Consider the following 17,416-nt stretch of genomic DNA (forward strand, 5'->3'; position numbering starts at 1 on the left):
TCTACCGGACGGTCGGTCGGTCGAAAAGAGTCTGGCGATGGCAGGTCGCCAGGCGCTATGAGCTGGGATTTCGTCGCCTGGATCGGTGTCGACCGACGCTTCTCGACGTTGTCACCGCCACGCCCGTTCCAACGCGGCGGCTACCCCGAGCAACTCCTCATCGCCCCCGTGGTGCCCGACGAGCTGGATGCCCACGGGCAGGCCGGCCGACGGCGCCGGGAGGGTCACCACCGGGTGACCCGTGACGCTGAACGGCCGGGTGTAGTCGGTCAATTCGGCCCGGGCCACCGGGGCGCCGACCAGCGGTGCCACGATCCGGGTGGCCGGCACCAGCAGCGCGTCCCAACCGCTCAACGCCGCTGCCAGCTCCGTGCGCAGTACGCCCGCCTCGAACAGCGCCCGGACGTACCGCGCCCGGGGCACCGTGCAGGCTTCCCGCAGCAGCTCCCGCACGTCCGCGCCGAGCCGGTCCGGCGCCTCGCTCACCCAGCGCCCGTGACGCGCGGCGGCCTCCGCCATGACGATCGTCGAGCCCGTGGCGACCAGCCGATCCCGGTCGGGCAGCCGGATCCTCGGCAGGCCATCGGTCACCGCCGCCCACACCTCGGCGGTCGGCGGATCGAGGTCCGCGCCCCAGCCGTCCGGTACGACCAGCCGCAGGTTCCGCGCCCGGCGCGCCGGTGGGGCGAGCCGTACCCCGGTCATCAGCTCCAGCGCGCGAACGGCGGTGGCCACGTCGGGGGCCAACGGGCCCAGGGTGTCCTGGGTGTGGCTCACCGGCACGGTGCCGGTCACGTCCACGGTGCCCGTGGTCGGCTTGACCCCGACCACCCCGCACAACGCCGCCGGAATCCGGATCGACCCCGAGGTGTCACTGCCCACCGCCCAGTCGCACATGCCCAAGGCGACCGCGGCGGCCGACCCACCGGACGACCCACCCGCCACCCGGTTCCGGTCGTGCGGGTTGCGCACCACACCGAAATGCGGGTTCTCGCTGGTCGGACCCAACGCCAACTCGTGCAGGTTGGTCTTGCCGATCACCGCGCAACCGGCGTGCCGGATCCGTGCCACCACCGGGGCGTCCCGACCGGCCGGGACCGCCGGCAGCACCACGCTCCCGGCCGTGGTGACCTGACCGGCCACGTCCACCACGTCCTTCACCGCCACCACCGGGCCGGCCGACTCCTCCGCGGTGCGCGAGATGAAGGCACCCACCTCGGCGTACGCCTCGATGCGTTCGGCGGCCTCCCGGGTGTGCACGGCGCCCTACCCGGTGACCCGGTCGACCGGCCCGGTGGTCGGCTCCGCCATCCGCCGGCCGCGCAGCCCGGCGGTGCCGTCGACGTCCACCATGGACCCGTCAGCGGTCAGCAGCACGCCGAACGCCTCCCGTGCCGCGTCCGGGGAATACAACCCGTCCCGCACGTCGGCGAGCACGGCCGACGGGTCCCGCTCTAGCGGGTCGCCGTACCCGGCGCCGCTGGGCACCTCCACGTCAAGGGTCTCCCCGGCGGCGAACCGCAGCCCGGAGAAGCGGCTGGACAGCACCACGGCGTCGGGTCGGCCGGCGTTGCGGACCAGACGGCCGCTGACCCCGTCCGCCCCGCCGAACAGTCCACGCGGCACGTCGCTACGGCTGTCCCCGTTCGCGCCGAGCATGGTCGGCACCAGGAACCGCCAGCGGCGTACGCTACCCACCCCACCCCGCCAGCGGCCCGGTGCCGGCGGATGGTCCCGCAGCTCGTACCGTTCACAGCGCAGCGGGCTGCGCAGCTCGACCTCCTCAACGGGAGCGTTGCGGGTGTTCGCCATCAGGTTGTCCACCGCGTCGATGCCGTCCTTGCCGTACCGCCCGCCGTACGCCCCCTCACCGATCTCCAGATGCACCCAGTAGTTGCCGGTGTGCTCGTCCACCCCGGAGTAGGCCACCCCTTGCACAGAGGCGGAGTTGCCGGCGGTGACCAGCTCCGGCAGTACCTGGGCCAGTGCCAGGTTGACCTGGTCCGGAATCCGGTTGATCAGCGGAAAGCGACCCGAGGTGGCCCGGGGGAAGGTCGGGTTGAAGATCGTCCCGCGCGGGGCGCGGACCGACACCGGCCGGAAGATACCGTCGTTCTGCGGCAGGAACTCGTCGGTCTTCGCCTCGTCCAGGAAAAGCGTGCGGACCGCGTAGTTGGCGGTCGGCAGCACACTGCCTTCGAACGGGCAGTTGCAGGCCGTCGGTGTCTCGTCCGCGCTGCCGGTCAGGTCGATGACGATGTCCGAACCGGAGACCGTGACCGAGGTGCGCAGCGGCACCGGTACGCCATGGTTCAGCCCGTCGTCGTCGTAGAAGCCGTCCGGCGCGTGGTACGTGCCGTCCGGCACTGCCTCAATGACCGCCCGCAGCCGGGATTCCACCAACGACTGCCAGCGCTCGATCGAACTCATCACGGTGTCGATGCCGTACCGGTCGACCAACTCGCCGAACCGAATCACCCCGAGCCGGCAGCAGGCGATCATCGCCTCCACGTCACCGGCGTTGGCCTCGCCGGTGCGCACGTTGCCCATGACGTGCCGCCACAGCTCCTCGTTGCGGAGCCCACGAGACTCGATCTTGACAGCGTCGAGCAGCCGGCCCTCGGCGTAAACGTCGATCGCGTCGATGCTGATCGCCGGGGCGGCGCCACCGACGTCGAGCAGGTGACCGGTGCAGCCGGCGAAGGCGATGTGCTGCCCCTGCCAGAAGATCGGCACCAGCACCCCGTAGTCGGGAGAGTGCGACGAGCCGGAGAACGGATGGTTGTGGACGATCACATCGTCCGGCTCGTACCGGCCCCGCCAGCGCGCGTTGCAACCCCGGATGTACGCCGGCAGGCTGCCGATGTGCATCGGCGTCGAGTCGCTCTCGCAGAACTCCCGGCCGTCCACGTCGAACAGCCCGGCGCCCAGGTCCTCCGACTCCCGGATCACCGAGGAGTACGCCATCCGGTAGAGGATCTGCGCCATCTCCCCGGCAATCGACTTCAGCGCGCCCCCGATCACCCGGAACGTCACCGGGTCCACCTCGACGGTACGCCAAAACCGCTCGGTCAACGGGCCGGGGGAGGTGCCGACCGGCTCGACCGTCCCTGCTGCTCTCATCCCCGCTCCTCTCGGACCAGCACGAGGTTCCCGGCGTCGTCCACCGACCCGGTGAACCGGGGCTCGACCACGGTGGTGGTGTCCGGCTGCTCGACGATGGCCGGGCCGGTGAACCGCATCCCGGGCGCGAGATCGGCCCGCTGGTAGACCGGCGTCTCGAACAGCCGGGGCCGGTCGTCGTACCGGAACCAGCTCTTGATCACCGCGATCGGCCGGGGCGTCGCCCCCGCCGAGGCCGGTGCCACTCGCAGGTGCGGCGGCCGGGGCATCCGGCCCACTCCGATCACCCGGATATTGACGATCTGCACCTCGGTCTGCTCGAACCGGCTGCGATACGTCGCCTCGTGCAGGTCGTGGAACCGGCCCACCGTCTCGGCCACCCAGCTGTCGTCCACCCGGGGGCCGATGGTGCGCACCCGCAGCTCATAGCCCTGGCCGGCGTACCGGCAGTCGGCGAAGAACTCCAGGTCGGTCTCGTCCGGGCCCAGCCCGTCGGCGCGCAGCCGGGCGGCCGCGGTGTCGGCCAGCCCGGCCAGTACGATCCCCAGCCGCCCGAGGTCCAGCGCACTGGAGGACTGCCACACCGAGGCGGCGTACTCGTAGCGCAGGTCCGTGCTGAGCAACCCGAGCGCCGAGGCGATGCCCGGGTGCGGGGGCACGACGACCCGACGTGCCCCGACCTCCGCGCCGACGCTGCACGCGAAGAGCGGCCCCGCTCCGCCCTGAGCGATGAGGTCGAACCGGCGCGGGTCGTGGCCGCGCCGCACGGACAGTTGCAGGATCGCGGCGGCCATGGTGTGGGTCATCACGGTGTGGATGCCCAGCGCTGCCTCCGGCACGGAGAGTCCGAGCGGATCGGCGATCCTGGCTTTGACGGCCGCCCGGGCCGCCTCGACGCGCAACGGCAGCCGACCGCCGAAGAACGTCTCCGGCCGTAGCCAGCCCAGCACTGCCGCCGCGTCCGAGGCGGTCGGCTCGGTGCCGCCCCGGCCGTAGCAGACCGGGCCGGGGGTCGCGCCGGCCGACGCCGGCCCCACCTCCAGCACGCCCTGCCCGGAGACCGCGGCGATGCTCCCGCCGCCGGCGCCGATCGTCTCGATGTCGGCCATTGGCACCATCACCTGGTAGTCACGGATCCGGGTGTCCAGCAGGTGCTTCATCCGCAACTCGCCGTCCGGGGCTACCCCGATGTCCGACGAGGTGCCCCCGACGTCGAGGGTGATTACCGATCGGTGCCCGGTGTCGATACCGGTCTGGATCCCGGCCAGCAGCCCACCGGCCGGCCCGGACATCAGCAGGCTGACTGGTAGTTCAGCGGCGGCCGACGCGGTGACCACCCCACCGGACGAGGTCATCAGCCGCACCCCGGACGCCACTCCGTACGTCGCCAGCGAGTCCTGCAGGTTGCGCAGGTAGCGCGAGGTGCCCGGACCGACGTACACGTTCATCGCGGTGCTGCTGAACCGCTCGTACTCCCGGTGCAGCGGGACCACCTCGTGGCTGGCCGAGACGAACGTCCCGGGCAGCTCTGCGCGCAGGATTTCGGCGGCTCGCCGTTCGTGCTCGGGGTTGAGGAAGCTGAACAGGAAGCAGACCGCCACCCCGCCGACCCCCTCCTCGCGGAACCGCTGGGCCGCTGCCCGGACCGCCTCGGTGTCGAGCGGGACCTCCACCGCGCCGGCCGGCGCGGTGACCCGCTCCGGCACGGTCAGCCGGTCCCGCCGGCGGACCAGCGGGTGCCGTTGCCACGGCACGTCCTGTGAGTGGGAGAAGTTGTACGGCCGCTTCTTGCGCCCGATGTGCATCACGTCCCGGAATCCCTCGGTGGTCAGCATCCCCACCCGGACGCCGGTGCGCTCGATGACCATGTTCGTGGCGACCGTTGTGCCGTGCACCACCAGGCGGATATCGGCCGGGCCGACCCTGGCCAGCTCGCAGAGCTGGCGCAGCCCTTCGACGATGGCTCGGGACGGGTCGTCCGGAGTGCTGGACACCTTGTGCACCCGTTGCGCCCCGGTCACCTCGTCGTGCAGCACCAGGTCGGTGAAGGTACCGCCGACGTCGACGCCCACCCGATACCCGTGCTTAGTCATGGGGGATCCGGGACATGAGCTCCTCGGCCCGCTGCTCCACCTCGTCGGGCTGGAGCACGTCGCAGTCGTAGTTCATCAGCTCCCGCATCGCCTGCGTGGAACCCTCGGTGAAGTGCACCGCGCCGTCGTCGGCGATCCGCTCGATGCCGTCACCCTGCTGTGCCCGGGCCAGTAGCTGCCGGGCCTCGACCTCGCTGATCCCCGATGGCCAGACGAGCTCCACACCGGACCGGCCGAGCCGGGCATCCACCCCACCGATCAGGCCGCCCGGCCCGGTGACGTGGCTGAGTGTCAGGTCGTCGCGGAGCAGCCGGGTGGCGTTCTTCACCGCCGAGGTGGCGGCGAACGCGGGCCGGGTCCGCGGATAGCGCTGCCGCACGTCTGCCCAATACGCGTCGGTGGTCACCGTCTCGGTCACGTCGTCGGGGCCGACCAGGATGCGGTACCACATCGGACGCTCGGCGAACTCCGGATCGTCGGCGGCCAACGCCCAGGCGTGGAAGTGGTTGGCGATCAGCTGGACGTACACGTCCTGCGCCGGCAACCCCAGGTGCTCGGCCGCGACCACCCGCATCACCGTGCAGATGTTCTCCGAGTTGCCCGACCCGCAGGTCGGGGCGAGCCCGGCGGCGGCCAACGCCGGGTTGACCGCGTCCGGGTACGAGATCTGCACCACCGGCGCGGTGGAGCCGGCCTGGGCACGGCCCTGCATCAGCTTCATCGGCAGCAGCATGAACAGCGGTAGCCACGGCCCCATCCGGGCCTCCCGGTTGAGCCGTCGCCAGGTCACGGGATCGAATCGGTGGGGAAAGCTGTACCAGGAGCGCGGAATCGCGGCTTGGAGCAGCACGTCCGGCGCAGCCTGGTCGATCGCCTCGGCAACCGCCTCGACGTTGGTCATGTCGACGGTACGGGTGTGCACGGTCAGGCTCTGCGGGCGCAGCTTCTCCGCCGTCATCGCGGCGTCCATTGCTTCCACCCGCAGCGCCGACTCGTTGATGTCGAAGAGGTGCAGTCGAGTCACCTCCGGTGCCAGGGTTATCGTCCGGGCCACCGTGGCACCCACCAGTCCGCCTGCGCCGAATACGGCTACCGTTCCCATGGCTCTACCTCCGGGTGTCTGCTGCGTGATTCGGGCTGTCGGGGTGCCCCACTGAGCCGTCCCGGTCGCCGCCGGCCGGCAGTGGGGGCAGTGGCAGGCCGGTGGCTGCGGCCGTGCTGACGATCCGGACGGCCAGCCGGGTCGGGTCGATCACCGGGATGCTGCGGCTGTCGTCGTTGACGTCCACTGCCGAGCATCCGTTGATCACGCACTGGGCGCCCTGCGCGGCCAACTCGTCGACGTGTCGGCGCAGCGCCGTGCCCCAGGTCGTGGCGTCCGCCACTGCCTCGGTCGGCAGGGCCAGGATCCGGGTGCCGACGAACAGGTCCCCCGGGTGGTAGTCCCGGATCCGCCGGGTCAGCGCGTCGGCCACCGCCTGGTTCCGGGCCACCGCGCCGAACCGAAGGCCGAGCCCGGTCAGCGTGCTGACCGTGATCTCCAGGATGCCCAGGGCGTGACCGGGTATCCCGGACCGAACGGTCTCCAGCGCGGTGTCCAGGATGCAGTCGGGCATCAGTACGTCGCCGGGTTCGAGGGTGAGCCCCCAGGCGCGGGCCACCACGCACCGGGCGGCCGACCTGATCAGGTCCGGGGTGTCGAAGGACCGGGGTACGTCCGGTTCGTCCGGCTGGTCGAGTACGACCACCGGGCAGTCGGTCGAGCTGAACGAGTCGTAGCGGGCCTGCCGACGGCGGATCTCCGCCGGGCCGACGTGGGCGGGCGTGAGGGCGATGATCTTCATGTCGGACTCCTCATTCCTGACTCCTCGTGCCGGATTCCCGGCCTATCGCTCCGGTCTGCTCGCCGACCGCCGGGGGCTCCTCAGCCGGAGTGCCGAACGCGCCGAACTCGTCGGTCAGGGCTGGCAGCGGGCCCCGGGTGACGGCGGTGTCGCGTACCCACTGCTCCAGTCGCTCGGCGTCGATGCCGAGCGGGCCGAGCAGACGGCGGGCCTTGCCCCGGACGTCGTCCCAGGTCGCGGGGGCGTGCCGGGGATCCCAGCGGGCATTGGACACGGCGGCGACCGCGTCCGGGGCGCCGGTGCGGACCAGCGTGACCCGGGCACCCCGGTCGAGGGGCATCCGAGCCTCCAGCTCCGGGTCCACCTCGACGGTGACCCGTCCGGCCAGTCGGCGGATCGCGGGGTCCCGCCGGACGGCCGGGCTGGTGGCGGCCGGGCCGGTCTCGCCGAGCGTAAGGGCCACCGCGGTCATGAAGGGCAGCGAGAACATCGCCGCCAGCCGGCTGTCGGTGCGTAGGCCGGCCAGGTCTGCGCTGGTCGAGTTGGTGCCCACGATGACCCGTTCGATCCGGTCCAGGTCGACGGGGACCGCGCCGGCCGCCCGCAATTGCAGGGCGGCGTCCAGCACCGCATGGGTGTATCCGCAGGCGGCGTGCTGCTTGACGAAGTCGGTGTGCAGGGCGAGCCGGTCGTCCGGTCCGGCGGTCAGCGCGGCCGTGTCCAGGCGGCCCAGGGCCAGGTGCAGGGCCTCGGCCATCGCGCCGGTCGGGGGCCGGCCCTGACCTGTCGCGGCGACCCGGGCGGCCACCAGACCGGCGTGGTTGGTGAACCCGGCCCACTGGTTGCGGGCGCCGCCGCCGTCGAGGGCCACGGAGAACGGCGCGGCGAGCAGCAGGCCACCGGCGATATCGATCGCCTCGGCGATCATTGGGGCGGTCAGGCCGAGCACCCGGGCGACTCCGGCGGCGGCGCCGGTCGCTGCCCACGAGCCGTGCGGGTGCAGGCCGGGGCGCAGCGTGCAGGCCCGGCCGAAGCGGGAGGCCACCTCGTGCGCGACCAGCAGGGCGGCCCAGGTCTCGGCGGCATCGGCGCGGTGCTCCTCGGCGGCGGCCAGGACCGCGAACATGGTCTGGGCCGGGGCATGCCCCCGGGTGACCCGGCTGGCCGGGTCCAGCTCCAGGGAGACCGCTGCCGCGCCGTTGAGCCAGGCGGCCCGGTCGGCGGGGGAGCGGCCCTGCCCCAGAGCGGTGGCGGTCCCGCCAGCGGACGGCCAGACCGTGCGTAGCGCCCGGTTCTCCTCCGTGCCGGCGCCAGCCAGGGTGACCGCGAGGGTGTCGTAGACCAGCAGGGTGAACCGGTCCCGGGTGTCGTCGGGCTGGCTGGGCCAGTGCAGCTCATGGGACCAGGCGGCGAGTTCCCGGATCGCGCCGGCGAGCGCTGTCGACCGGTCGGGGTCGCCCGGTCCCTGGTTCACTGTCGCCGCCCGGTGGGGCGGGACGGCGCTCCATTGCGGATCACGTCGCCTCCCTGAAGGCTGCCGACTGAACGTTCGGTCTGGCACATGAAACCGCAGGGCGGCAAGCCAGTCAATAGCTCTTTCAGGGCCGGGTTCCCGCTGGTGGCAGCGATTTCGCCAGACCTATTCGGAGCACCTCCGGACCTCTAGACCGAACGTCCGGTCTGTTGTACGGTGGCGGGCACATCGCCGCCGGTGGGCGGCCCGGAGATGGGTGAGGAAGACATGCCGGTCAACGACTCCGCCGCCACCACCGAGGACGAAGCCCGGAAGCTTTACGCCAGTCACGGCGTCGGCGGCCGGGTCGGCTTCGGCGTCCGTCCCGCCGTGATCGTTGTCGACTTCCAGCAGACGTACACCCGGACCTGGCGGTCGGCGAGCCTCGCCCCGGTCCAGGCGACCGCAGTCCTGCTCGCCGCGGCCCGCGAGCAAGGGGTCCCGGTCTTCTACACCTACATGGGGTACGACCCGGAGGCGCCCGACGCCGGCGTCTGGGGGATGAAGGCCCCCACCCTGGTGGAGAACGTCCGAGGCAGTTGGGGCTGCGAGATCGACCCGTTGATCGCCCCGGTGGACGGCGACGTGGTCCTGGAGAAACGGGCACCATCGTCCTTCTTCAACACCGACCTGCAACAGCGGCTCGCCGCGCTGTCGGTGGACACCCTGGTGGTCTGCGGCACCAGCCTGAGCGGCTGCGTCCGAGCCACCGTCGTCGACGGGCTCTCGCACAACTATCGAGTGCTCGTGCCCCGGGACTGCGTGGCGGACGCCTCCGGCCCGTCGATGCGCGCCTCGCTCAACGACATCGACACCAAGTACGGCGACGTGATCTCCCTCGACGAGGCCATCGCCGGGCTCACCGACCGCGTGGTGACGGAGCCGGGCGAATGATGCTTCCCGCCGGCCAGGTCGACCAGCTCCCGTCCTGGGAACGCTCGCTGGCGGACAAGGTGGTCTGGGTGACCGGCGCCGGCCGAGGGCTCGGCCGGGCGATCGCCGCCGCCGTCGGCCGGTCCGGCGCCCGGCTCGCGGTGACCGCCCGCAGCGCCGAGCAGTTGGCGACCCTGGGCGCCGAGCTGTCCGACTACCCCGGCGAGGTGCGCCCCTTCACGGCCGACGTCTCCGACGCGGCGGCGGTCCGCGAGGTCGCCGAACGCATCGCCGAGGAGTGGGGCACGCTCGACGTGCTGGTCAACATGGCCGGCATCAGCCCCACCGTGGTCCGCAGCGAGAACCTCAGCGACGCCGCCTGGCACGACGTGATCGACGTCAACCTCAGCGGCACCTTCTACTGCTGCCGCGAGGCGGGCCGCCTGATGATCGCCAGCGGCGGTGGCAGCATCGTCAACGTCTCCTCCGTGCACGGCTCGGTCGGGGTGCCCCGGATGTGCGCGTACGCGGCCAGCAAGGGCGGGGTCGAGATGCTGACCAAGGCGCTTGCCGTCGAGTGGGCCGACCGGGGGGTACGCGTCAACTGCCTCGCCCCCGGCTACTTCCGTACCGCGATGACCGAGCCATACCTGGCCAGCTCCCAGGGCGCCAAGGTCCGGGCAGCCATCCCCCTCGGGCGGGTCGGCGAGACGGAGGAACTCGTCGGCGCCGCGCTCTTCCTGGCCAGCGACGCGTCCTCGTACGTCACGGGGACGACACTGCTGGTCGACGGGGGATGGACCGCGCAGTGAGCCGACTGACCGAGGGTGTGGCCACCGCCGACCTGGATCTGGTGATCCGGGGCGGGCGGGTGATCACCGCCGCATCCGACGGACCGGCCGACATCGGCGTCCGCGACGGGCGCGTGGTGCAACTCGGCGAGCGGGTCGGCCCGGCCCGCTGCGAGATCGACGCCACCGGTCTGCTGGTGCTGCCCGGCGGGATCGACGCGCACGTGCACTTCACCCCGGTGCAGACCGCCGAACGGCGACTGGCCTGGGCCGACGACTACGCGTCTGGCTCCCGGGCCGCCGCGGCCGGCGGGATCACCACGGTCGGCGACATCGCCTTCACCCGCCCAGGCGAGCGCCTGCTGGCCGGACTGGACCGGATCGGCCGGGCGGCGGCCGAGCAGAGCCTCGTCGACTTCCTGTTGCACCCGGTGCTGCTGGACCCGAGCCCGGAGCGGATCGCCGAGCTGCCCGCCCTGGCAGCGGCCGGCTACCCCAGCCTCAAGATATTCATGCACATGGGTGACTTCGACAGCCGGGCCCGCGACTACCTCTCGGTGCTGACCACCGCCGGTCGCGCCGATTTGCTGACCCTGGTGCACTGCGAGGACGGCTGCATCATCGGCCATCTCACCGACCAGCTCGTGCAGGCCGGTCACACCGACCTGTCGTACTTCCCGGCCACCCGGCCGGTGGCCAGCGAGGTAGCGGCGGTGGAACGGGCGGTCGCCTTCGCCGAGGTGACCGGCGCGCCCATCTACCTCGTGCACCTGTCCAGCGAGCGAGCGCTGCGAGCCGCCACCCACGGCCGGGAGCGGGGGGTGCCGGTCCACGTCGAGACCAGACCAATCTATCTGCTCTTCACCGACGAACGGTTCAGCGGCGACGAACCGGCACTGTACGTCGGGAACCCACCACTGCGCACCGACGCCGACGTCGATGCGCTTTGGCGCGGGCTGGAGCAGGGGACGATCAGCACCTGCTGCACCGACCACGCGCCGTGGACCCGGGAGGCGAAGCTCGACCCCACGCTCAGCGTGGCCCGCACCCGGCCGGGCATGGCGGACCTGGAAACCCTCCTCTGCTCGCTGTACAGCGAGGGCGTGCGTACCGGTCGGCTGTCGTTGTCCCGGTTCGTAGAGGTGACCTCGACGGCGGCCGCCAAGCTGTTCAAGCTGTTCCCGCGCAAGGGCACCATCGCGGTGGGCAGCGACGCGGACCTGGTGGTCTGGGATCCGGAGCGGCGCTGGACAGTGCGCGGCGCCGAGTTGCAGACCCGGGCCCGGATGAGCCTCCTGGAGGGGCGCGAACTCGTCGGACGGCCGGTGGTGACCATCCGACGTGGCGAAATCCTGATGACCGACGGAGTGGTCCGCACGGACGTGGGCCCAGGTCGATTGCAAACCCGGCTGGATCGCTGAGAGGGCGGTACACGGACATGCAGGCGGAGCAGCGAGGATACGAAGTTGTCGTCGTCGGCGGAGGCGTCGTCGGCATGTCCGTCGCCCTGGAACTCGACGCGGCCGGCACGGACGTCCTACTGGTCGATCGGGACCGGTTGGGTGGGGCGTCAACGTCGCGCAACGCCGGCGGGGTCCGGCACCAGTTCTATCAGGACGCGAACATCCTCGCCGCGCTAGAGACCTCGGCCCGGCTGCGCCAACTGGTGGCCGAGGACGGCCCGGTCGACTACCGACAGGTCGGCTACCTGCTGCTGTACACCGACGACGCACAGCGGGACCGGCTCGCCGAGGGCGTGGTCCGGCAGAACGCCCTCGGTGTCGACACCCGCATGATCGCGCCGGACGAGATCGCGGAGATCGCCCCGGACGTTGACCTGGACGGTGTGCTCGGCGCCTGCTTCGGCCCGACCGACGGCTACCTCGACCCGATACTGCTGGCGGCGGCGCTGCGCAACCGGGTGCTGCGAAGCGGCGTACGGGTGCTGGAGGGCACCGCCGTGCACCGGATCGAGAGCGACGGTGACCGGGCCACCGGCGTGGTCACCGCCGTCGGCACCATCCCGGCCGGGACGGTGGTGAACTGCGCGGGCGCCTGGGCACCGACGCTGGCCCGGAGCTACGGCGGTGACCTGCCGATTGTCCCGCGTCGGTCCCAGGTCTTCGTGATGGCGGACGTGCCGCCACTGTCGCCGACCATGCCGCACACCTTCGACTGCGGGTCACGGTTCTACGTCCGCCCCCACCAGCGGGACGTCTGGTCTGGCGCCGCTTTCAAACCCATCCTGGACGAGGCGCCGCCGACCCCGGGAATGGCCGCCGAGTGGGTGGAGGCCGAGGAGTTGGCCCGCCGGGTCGGCCGCCGCGTGCCGGCCCTCGCCGGACGCCCGTTCACCCGGGCCTGGGCCGGGGTGATCGAGGTGACCCCGGACGACAATCCGGTGCTCGGCTGGACGCACCTGGCCAACGTCTACAGCGCGGCCGGCTTCAGCGGGCACGGCATCTGCATCGGGATGGGGCTGGCCCCGAGCATCGGCGCAGAGATCCGGGGCGGGGAACCGGCCATCCCGCTGGACATCTTCCGTCCACAGCGGTTCTCCGACGGCTCGCCAGCCAAACTGGAAGGGCTGTGGTTGCAGGCCCGCCCGAGCCGGTACGAACAGTGGCTGGCCTCGGGCCCGGCCGCGCCCCAGGCGGGGGTGACTCGATGAGCGCCCGCGACGTGACCCCCGAGTGGGACTGGACAGCGCAGGGCCGGGCCCTAGGCGTCGGCGCTGACGGGTCGTTCAACGCCGGCCTGCTGCACCTCGGCGCAGACCCGGCGGTGATCTGGCATCGGGAGGACGGCAGCACCCACCGGTACTCTGGGGCGGCACTGATGCGACGGGCCGGTGAGATCGCCGGGGTGCTCTCGGCCCTGGGGGTCGGCCGGGGCGACCGGGTGGCCGGCCTCATTTCCCGCCGGCCAGCGGTGTTCGCCACCGCGCTCGCGGTGTGGCGACTGGGCGCGGTGTACGTCCCGCTGTTCAGCGGGTTCGGCGGGGACGGGCTGCGGGTCCGGCTCGTTGACAGCGGCCCGAAGGTGGTCGTCACCGACCCGGCCAACCGGGCCAACCTCGCCGCCGTCCAGGACGTCCTGCCCGACCTGCGGACCCTGATGGTCGGTGGTGCCGGCGAGCCGGGCGACGCGCTGCTCGACGACATGATCAACCGGCTGAACGGGGTGCCCGCGCCGGTCGCCACCGGTCTGCACGAGACCTCGACCATCATGTACACCTCCGGGACCACCGGTCGCCCCAAGGGCTGTCTCATCCCGCACCGGGCGGTGCTCAGCCTGCTGCCGTACGTCCGGTACTGCCTCGGCGTCGGCCCCGGTGACGTGCTCTTCTCCGGGGCGGATGCCGGCTGGTCGTTCGGTCTGTTCACCACCGGACTCGCCCCGATGAGCCAGGGGGTGTCTCGGGTGGTGTACGAGGGGCCGTTCAGCGCCGAGGGCTGGTGGTCATGTGTCCGCGCGGTCGACGCCGGGCACGTCGCGGCGGCACCGACCGCGTTCCGGCAGCTCGCCGCCGCCGGGGCGAAGCTGGTCCCGCCTGGGTTCCGGGCCGCGACCAGCGCCGGTGAGCCGCTCGACGCGGCCACCGTCGACTGGTTCGACCGGACCGTCGGGGTGGTCGTGCACGACAGCTACGGCCTGTCCGAACTGGGCATGGTCACCGGCAACCTGCGGCACCCCGGCGCACCCGCGGTCGCCCCAGGCTCGATGGGGGTGGCCCTGCCCGGGTTCGAGGTCGAACTGCTCGACCCGGACGGCAGCCCGGTCCGTGGACCGGGCGAGGGCCGCGTCGCGGTCCGGGACAACGGCTACTTCCTCAGCGCGGGCTACTGGGGCCGGGAAGACGAGTGGGCGGCCCGCTTTGCCGACGGCTGGTTCCTCACCGAGGACCTGGCCCGCCGGGACGAGGAGGGGCGGTACTGGTACGTCGGGCGGGCCGACGACGTCATCGTCTCGGCTGGCTACAACGTCGGGCCGGTGGAGGTGGAGACCGTACTGCTGGAGCATCCGCTGGTCGTCGACGCCGCCTGCGTCGGCGAACCGGACCCGGTAAAGGGGCAAGTGGTCGCCGCACACATCGTGCTCGCCGACGCGGGCACCACGCCCCGGCCTGAGGACCTGCTCCGCGAGCTGCGTACCTGGGTCGGCCAGCGGGTCGGCTGGCACGCCGCCCCCCGCCGGCTGCACCTGCACCCGGCGATCCCCCGTACCGCCACCGGCAAGGTGCAACGCCGGGCGCTCCGCGAAGGGGGCAACCGGTGGTGACCGGCGGCCGGCGGCGCGTCCCGCATTCGTCGCACTGGGGTGCGTTCGCCGCCGAGGTGACCGCCGACCGGCTGGTGGCCGTGCACCCGCACCCGGATGACCCGGAGCCGGCGGAGCTGCTGGCGTCGATCCCCGACGCGCTGGACTCGCCCGCCCGGGTGGCCGCTCCGTCGGTCCGGCGCGGCTGGCTGGAGCACGGGCCCGGGGCTACCTCGGATCGGCGGGGCGCGGACCCGTTCGTCGAAGTCTCCTGGGACGAGGCGCTCGACCTGGTCGCCGCCGAACTGACCCGGGTCCGTGCCGAGCACGGCAACGCCGCGATCTTCGGCGGCTCGTACGGCTGGTCCAGCGCCGGCCGCTTCCACCATGCGAAGACCCAGCTCGGCCGGTTCCTCAACGGCTTCGGCGGTTGCACCGGCCAGGTGCACAACTACAGCTACGCGGCGGCGTCGGCGATCCTGCCGCACGTCGTCGGCACCGCCGGCCCGACCGCCGGTGAGGTCACCTCCTGGGACGTGCTGGAGGAGCACACCGGACTGTGGGTGATGTTCGGTGGTACGCCGGTGAAGAACGCCCAGGTCGAGGCGGGCGGGGTGGTCCGGCATGACGCGGTCGAACGGCTGCGCGCAATCCGCGCCGCCGGGACCGAGTTCGTCCTGGTCAGCCCGCTGCGCGACGACGCGCCGGACTTCCTCGACGCGCGGTGGCTCGCCGTCCGGCCGAACACCGACACCGCTCTGATGCTGGGCCTCGCGCACACCCTGGTCGTTGAGGGCCGGCACGACGAGGAGTTCCTGACCCGGTACTGCACCGGCTGGGACCAGTTCCGCGCTTACCTGCTCGGCGAGACCGACGGCCGAGCCAAGTCGGCCGACTGGGCGGCCCGGATCGCCGACGTGCCGGCGCCGGACATCGTGGCGCTGGCCCGCCGGATGGCGGCCCACCGAACGCTGATCAGTGCCACCTGGTCGCTGCAGCGGGCCGACCACGGCGAACAGCCGTTCTGGATGGCGATTGCGCTCGCCGCCGTGCTCGGGCAGATCGGCTTACCCGGAGGTGGCTTCGGCTTCGCCTACGGCGACGCGGCGAGCATCGGCCACCGCCGGTACCCGTTCCCGGCCCCGGCCCTGCCGACCGGCCCCAACCCGACCGACAGTTGGATCCCGGTCGCCCGGATCGTGGACATGCTGCTCAACCCGGGCGGCGGGTACGACTTCGACGGCGAGCGGCGGCGCTACCCGGACATCCGGCTGGTCTACTGGGCTGGCGGGAATCCATTTCACCACCACCAAGACCTGAACCGGCTGGTCGAGGGGTGGCGGCGGCCGGAGACGGTGATCGTCCACGAGCCGTGGTGGACCCCGACCGCCCGCTACGCCGACATCGTGCTGCCGGCGACGACCACCCTGGAACGCAACGACCTCGGCGCCTCCTCCCGGGACCGGTTCCTGCTGGCCATGCACCAGGTGGTGCCGCCCCGGGGGCAGGCCCGCAACGACCACGACATCTTCGTGGACCTGGCCGGCCGGCTGGGTTTCCGGGAGACGTTCACCGAGGGTCGCGACGAACTGGGCTGGATCCGGCACCTCTACGACCGTACCCGGACGGCGGCGGCCGGCCAGGGGATCACCCTGCCGGACTTCGACACCTTCTGGCGAGACGGCCAGGCCGAGATCCCGGCCAGCGGCGGGCGGGTGCTGCTCGGTGACTTCCGAGCCGACCCGGTCGGCCGGCCGCTGCGTACGCCGTCCGGCCGGATCGAACTCTGGTCGCAGACCATCGCCGACTTCGGATACGACGACTGCCCACCGCACCCGGCCTGGCTGGAGCCGCGCGAGTGGCTTGGCGCGGACCTCGCCACCCGCTATCCGCTGCACCTGGTCTCCAACCAGCCCCGGACCCGGCTGCACGGACAGCTCGACATGGGCCGGGTCAGCCGGGCCAGCAAGATCGAGGGCCGGGAACCGTGCCGGATGCACCCGGCCGACGCGGCCGAGCGCGGCATCGGCGACGGCGACGTGGTCCGGGTGCACAACGACCGGGGTGCCTGCCTGGCCGGCGTCCGGCTGGACCCGGCGGTCCGGCGCGGGGTGCTCCAACTGTCCACCGGGGCCTGGTACGACCCGTTGCGTCCCGGCGTTCTCGGCGCCCTCGACGTGCACGGCAATGCCAACACGCTCACCGCTGACCACGGCACGTCCCGCCTGGGTCAGGGGCCGAGCGCGCACAGCGCACTGGTCGAGGTCGAGCTGTTCACCGGTCCGCTGCCTCCCATCACCGTTTTCGAGCCCCCACCCCTGGTTGGTCGATCCGGTCGACCGGCCAATCATGATCAGGAGGAATCGGCACCATGAGCGATATCGACACCGCCGCGAACGATGTCCAGGGCGACGAGCGGATCCAACCGATCACTGTCCGCACCGAGTACCTGGGCCGGTACCAGTCGGTCAACCACATCCGCGACCTGCCCCCGATCTACCTCGACGAACCCGTCGACCTCGGGGGCAAGAACTCCGGTCCGACCGCCCTGGAGGCCACCCTCGCGGCACTGAACTCCTGCACCGCCATGATCATGTACGTCCTCCGTCGGGAAATGAAGTTCGACCTCCAAGGGGTGACCTTCGAGGCCGACGGCTGGATCGACATTCGGCGGATCGAGATGAAGCGCACCGGGTTGAAGTACTCACAGGTCGTGCCGATCGCCGATCACTACCAAAAGGTGGTGCAGCGGGTCGAACTCGTCACCACCGAGCACGGTGAGCGGCTGGAGCACTTCAAGCACGAAGTACACCGGCTCTGCCCGATGCACACCCTGCTACGGGACGCGGGCGTACCGGTCGAGTCGGTATGGACCATCCGGGAGTGACCGGCGGTCGATCCACCTCCAAACGTGGACGA

13 protein-coding genes are annotated in these 17,416 nt (G+C 72.0%); 7 read left to right on the forward strand and 6 right to left on the reverse strand.

Translation table 11 applies throughout. The annotated features are described in order from the left end of the window. Positions 1-111: 111 nt before the first annotated feature. The 6 genes from ACGF4F_RS29405 to ACGF4F_RS29430 are packed head-to-tail and all read right to left on the reverse strand — an operon-like array spanning position 112 to position 8,534. Complete coding sequence (locus tag ACGF4F_RS29405; protein ID WP_393082275.1) at positions 112-1,260, reverse strand: amidase; 1,149 nt, start codon at positions 1,258-1,260, stop codon at positions 112-114. A gap of 6 nt (positions 1,261-1,266) precedes the next feature. Continuing rightward, positions 1,267-3,123, reverse strand: coding sequence for a hydantoinase B/oxoprolinase family protein (locus ACGF4F_RS29410; RefSeq protein WP_393082278.1), 1,857 nt, complete (start codon positions 3,121-3,123; stop codon positions 1,267-1,269). Then, a complete protein-coding gene (locus tag ACGF4F_RS29415; protein ID WP_393082281.1) occupies positions 3,120-5,216 on the reverse strand; it encodes a hydantoinase/oxoprolinase family protein in 2,097 nt (698 codons plus the stop codon). The genes ACGF4F_RS29410 and ACGF4F_RS29415 overlap by 4 nt, the downstream gene beginning before the upstream one ends. Further along, positions 5,209-6,318, reverse strand: coding sequence for a hypothetical protein (locus ACGF4F_RS29420; RefSeq protein WP_393082284.1), 1,110 nt, complete (start codon positions 6,316-6,318; stop codon positions 5,209-5,211). The genes ACGF4F_RS29415 and ACGF4F_RS29420 overlap by 8 nt, the downstream gene beginning before the upstream one ends. Positions 6,319-6,322: 4 nt before the next feature. Continuing rightward, positions 6,323-7,060 carry an aspartate/glutamate racemase family protein gene (locus ACGF4F_RS29425; protein ID WP_393082286.1) on the reverse strand — a complete coding sequence of 246 codons (738 nt, stop codon included), beginning with the start codon at positions 7,058-7,060 and terminating at the stop codon, positions 6,323-6,325. A 10-nt stretch (positions 7,061-7,070) separates the two neighbouring features. Beyond that, positions 7,071-8,534 carry an MmgE/PrpD family protein gene (locus tag ACGF4F_RS29430; RefSeq protein ID WP_393082289.1) on the reverse strand — a complete coding sequence of 488 codons (1,464 nt, stop codon included), beginning with the start codon at positions 8,532-8,534 and terminating at the stop codon, positions 7,071-7,073. 252 nt (positions 8,535-8,786) lie between these two features. On the opposite strand from ACGF4F_RS29430, the gene ACGF4F_RS29435 reads away from it, so the two are divergent. From ACGF4F_RS29435 to ACGF4F_RS29465, 7 genes are read left to right on the forward strand one after another with little or no spacing between them, the layout of a single operon-like run. Continuing rightward, a complete protein-coding gene (locus tag ACGF4F_RS29435; protein ID WP_393082292.1) occupies positions 8,787-9,467 on the forward strand; it encodes an isochorismatase family protein in 681 nt (226 codons plus the stop codon). Then, complete coding sequence (locus ACGF4F_RS29440) at positions 9,464-10,258, forward strand: SDR family NAD(P)-dependent oxidoreductase (RefSeq protein WP_393082295.1); 795 nt, start codon at positions 9,464-9,466, stop codon at positions 10,256-10,258. The genes ACGF4F_RS29435 and ACGF4F_RS29440 overlap by 4 nt, the downstream gene beginning before the upstream one ends. Next, positions 10,255-11,658, forward strand: coding sequence for a dihydroorotase family protein (locus ACGF4F_RS29445; protein ID WP_393082298.1), 1,404 nt, complete (start codon positions 10,255-10,257; stop codon positions 11,656-11,658). Before ACGF4F_RS29440 ends, ACGF4F_RS29445 begins: the two co-directional genes overlap by 4 nt. A 17-nt stretch (positions 11,659-11,675) precedes the next feature. Beyond that, positions 11,676-12,908, forward strand: a complete 1,233-nt coding sequence (locus ACGF4F_RS29450; protein ID WP_393082301.1) for an NAD(P)/FAD-dependent oxidoreductase — start codon at positions 11,676-11,678, stop codon at positions 12,906-12,908. Next, entirely contained in the window at positions 12,905-14,518 is a 1,614-nt protein-coding gene (locus ACGF4F_RS29455; protein WP_393082304.1) for an acyl-CoA synthetase, read from the forward strand. Before ACGF4F_RS29450 ends, ACGF4F_RS29455 begins: the two co-directional genes overlap by 4 nt. Beyond that, a complete protein-coding gene (locus tag ACGF4F_RS29460; protein WP_393082307.1) occupies positions 14,512-16,872 on the forward strand; it encodes a molybdopterin guanine dinucleotide-containing S/N-oxide reductase in 2,361 nt (786 codons plus the stop codon). Before ACGF4F_RS29455 ends, ACGF4F_RS29460 begins: the two co-directional genes overlap by 7 nt. Beyond that, positions 16,869-17,384, forward strand: coding sequence for an OsmC family protein (locus tag ACGF4F_RS29465; protein WP_073835865.1), 516 nt, complete (start codon positions 16,869-16,871; stop codon positions 17,382-17,384). Before ACGF4F_RS29460 ends, ACGF4F_RS29465 begins: the two co-directional genes overlap by 4 nt. The last annotated feature ends 32 nt before the right edge of the window (positions 17,385-17,416 follow it).

It is taken from the genome of Micromonospora sp. NPDC047740 (assembly GCF_043204735.1).
Lineage (GTDB): Bacteria > Actinomycetota > Actinomycetes > Mycobacteriales > Micromonosporaceae > Micromonospora.